This window comes from Mesorhizobium sp. M7A.F.Ca.US.006.04.2.1 (genome assembly GCF_004022915.1).
GTDB lineage: Bacteria > Pseudomonadota > Alphaproteobacteria > Rhizobiales > Rhizobiaceae > Mesorhizobium > Mesorhizobium ciceri.
In genome coordinates, this window is record NZ_RZQA01000797.1 from 1 (window position 1) to 3,002 (window position 3,002).

Annotated in this window: 2 protein-coding genes; both read right to left on the minus strand. The window is 62.8% G+C overall.

Going from position 1 to position 3,002, the window contains the following annotated elements; genetic code table 11:
• Positions 1 to 1,310, minus strand: a 1,310-nt coding sequence (locus EN925_RS30205; protein ID WP_206633004.1) for a hydantoinase B/oxoprolinase family protein, incomplete at its 3' end; no start/stop codon positions are given.
• Positions 1,311 to 1,322: 12 nt separating this feature from the next.
• Positions 1,323 to 3,002, minus strand: a 1,680-nt coding sequence (locus EN925_RS30210; RefSeq protein ID WP_164894482.1) for a hydantoinase/oxoprolinase family protein, incomplete at its 5' end; no start/stop codon positions are given.

Genomic DNA, 3,002 nt, shown 5'->3' on the forward strand with positions numbered 1-3,002 from the left:
ATGCCGAACGGCGTGCCGTATTGGCTTTCGCCGCCCATCTCGATCATCGGGCTGTTGACCTGGCCGACAAAGGCCTCCTCGACGAAGCCGCGCGCGACAAAACTGCGCGACAAAAGCCGCTGGAAAACGCCGTAGGCCGGCAGCAGCAGCGCCCATGAGGTGGCGGTGGCCACCATCTCGTTGTCGGGGTTGGTCCAGGTGCCGTGCGGCAGTTTCAGTTCGGTCGCCATCCAGGCACCGTCATTGACCAGGCCTTCGAAATTCATGTGCTGGGTCAGCGTCACGAACATGCCGCCATCCATGCCGGCCGGCGTGCAGTTCATCGAATGGTAGCCCCAGGGCTGCGTGCCCTCGAAGTCCATGGTGATCTTGCCGTCTGACGTGATCTCCATCTCGATCGGGATGTTGTAGAGCCAGTCGGGATCGCCGAGCAGCTGGAAGCCGGGCTTTCCCGCCGTGACATGGCCGTAGAACGTGTGGCCGCGGTAGATGCCGGGCACGGTGAGCTGGCGGGTGCGGGCGAGCTGGGCGCGACGGCCTTCCTCGATGAACTCCTTCGACACCTTCATCCAGTAGTCGAGGCCGATCTCGGAGATCAGCTGCTTGACGCTTTCGCGCATGTCGATGCAGGAGGCGACCTTGGCCTTCTCGTCGAGCACCCAGTAGATCGGCATGCGCAGATTGCGCTCGCAGCGGATGACGTAGTCGCGCCGGATCTCGTCATTCTCGCCGATCTTCTCGGCGCAGACGAACAGGCCTTCGGTGAAGCGCTCCTGCGCCAGGCAGACATCGCCGCCCGGCGTGATGCCGCCGGCTTCCAGTTCGTGGCAGACGGCACCGGACCAGCCGACCAGCGTGCCTTCATGGAAGATCGGCACCACATCCATGACATCAGGCACCTGCACGGTGCCGATGAAGGCGTCGTTGTTGGCGAAGATATCGCCTTCACGGATTTTCGGGTTTTCCTCGTAATTGTTCTTGATCATCCATTTGATGAAGCGGCTCATCGTATGGACATGCACCATGATGCCGTTGGAGAGCGCGATGGCGTCGCCTTCGGGCGTATAGATGGCGACCACCATCTCGCCGACTTCGCGCACGCCGGGCGAGGCCGAGATGCGGCGGGCCATTTCGCGAGCCGAGACGCAATAGGCGCGCAGCTTGGTGTGCAGCGTCTCGAACTTCAGCGGATCCTGGTTGCGCAGCGTGAGTTCCGTGATGCCGTCATAGCAGCCGGTCTCTTCCATCAGCCGCTCGGAATCGAGCAGTCTTTCGCGAAGGCGCAGGGCCGAGGCAGGTTTGTCCAACATGGCGGTGCCCTCTCAAGCGTGGGTGTAGTGCAGCAGCGTCCATTCATCGACATGGACGCGGTCCTGCGGATGAACGACGAGCGTGGTGGCGGGGTGTTCGATGATGGCCGGACCGATGACTTCGTGACCGGGCTGCAGCAGGTCCATCTCGTAGAGATTGGCCTTGTGCCAGCGTCCGCCGATATAGGCCTCACGCACGCCCTTGTGCGCGGAAGCCGGATCCGACTTGCCAAGCGGACGCTTGAGCAGCACCGGTTTGACCTTGTCGGCGGTGGCGATCAGCCCGAGTTCGGTGATGGTGAAGCCGGCCTCGCCGTAGCGCGACACGCGATGATTGACCTTGGCGTAGACCGCCTCGAACTCGTCGATAACACTGCGCATGTCGTCGGCCGAGTTGACCTCAGCCAGCGGCGCCATGACTTCGACATCCTCGAGCTGGCCGGTGTAGCGCATCATCAGGAACGGCACGGTCCTGATCTTCTCGCGCGCATGGCCGTCGGCGATCATCTCGTCGACCGCGGCCTTGGTCAGATCGTTCCAGACCGTGGTGACCTTGACGCCGAAGGCGGCCAGCGTCGCCTCATCGGCGCGTGACGGGATGTCGTGCTGCGTCGACACCGAATGCCGGCGCATGAAATCAGCCGTGGTGCAGCCGAAGGCGGAGAAGGCGGCCGCAAACTGGAAGGTGATGATGTCCTTGAAGCCGATGCCCCTGGAACAGCCGGCCAGGTGCAGCGGGCCAGAGCCGCCATAGGACAGCAGCGTGAACTCGGAGGGATGGATGCCCTGGCCCGAAATGACGCGGCGCAGCGCGTTGTTGGCGTCGGCCTCCAGCATGTCGATCATGCCTTCGGCGGCTTCCTCCAGCCCGACGCCCAGGATGTCGGAGCATTTCTCCTGGAAGGCGCGGCGGGCCTTTTCGACCTGCAGCACGACCTTGCCGCCGAGGAAATAGTGCGGGTTGAGACGGCCGAGAATCGCATCGCAATCGGCAATGGTCGGTTCGGTGCCGCCCCTGGCGAAGCAAATCGGACCTGGATCGGAGCCGGCGCTTTCCGGTCCAAGCGAGACTTTCTTGGTCAGCGGATCGACCTTGAGGATCATGCCGGCGCCGGCACCGATCGTATCGAGGTGCAGCGTCGGCACGTTGAGCTTGAAGCGATCCATCAGCGGCTCGTTCTCGATCCGCGTCTGGCCGCGCGTGATAACGCCCATGTCGAAAGAGGTGCCGCCCATGTCCGAGCAGATCAGCGAATCATTGCCGATCAGCTTGCCGACATAGGCAGCACCGAGGATGCCGCCGATCGGGCCGGAGATCATGGTTTCATGCAGGCGCGGATGGTTGATCGAGGTCAGGCCGCCGAAGGAGAGCAGCGTCTGCACGCCATATTTGAAGCCGTATTTCTTCGAGACGTCCTCGATACCCCTAAGCTGCTTGCGGCCGCGCGAGGTGGCGTAGGCCTCGATCAGGACCGAGTTCAGCCGCGACTGCTCGCGGATGACCGGGCGGACCTCGTGGCTGGTGTAGACGATGATGTCGGCGCCGGCCTTGTCGACCTCTTCGCGGCAGATTTCCGCGATGCGCTTCTCGTGCACCGGATTGACGTGCGAGAAGATGGTCATGATGCAGATCGCTTCGACCTCGTCGGCGATCAGTTTTTTTGCGGCTGCAGAAACCTCGTGCTCATAGAG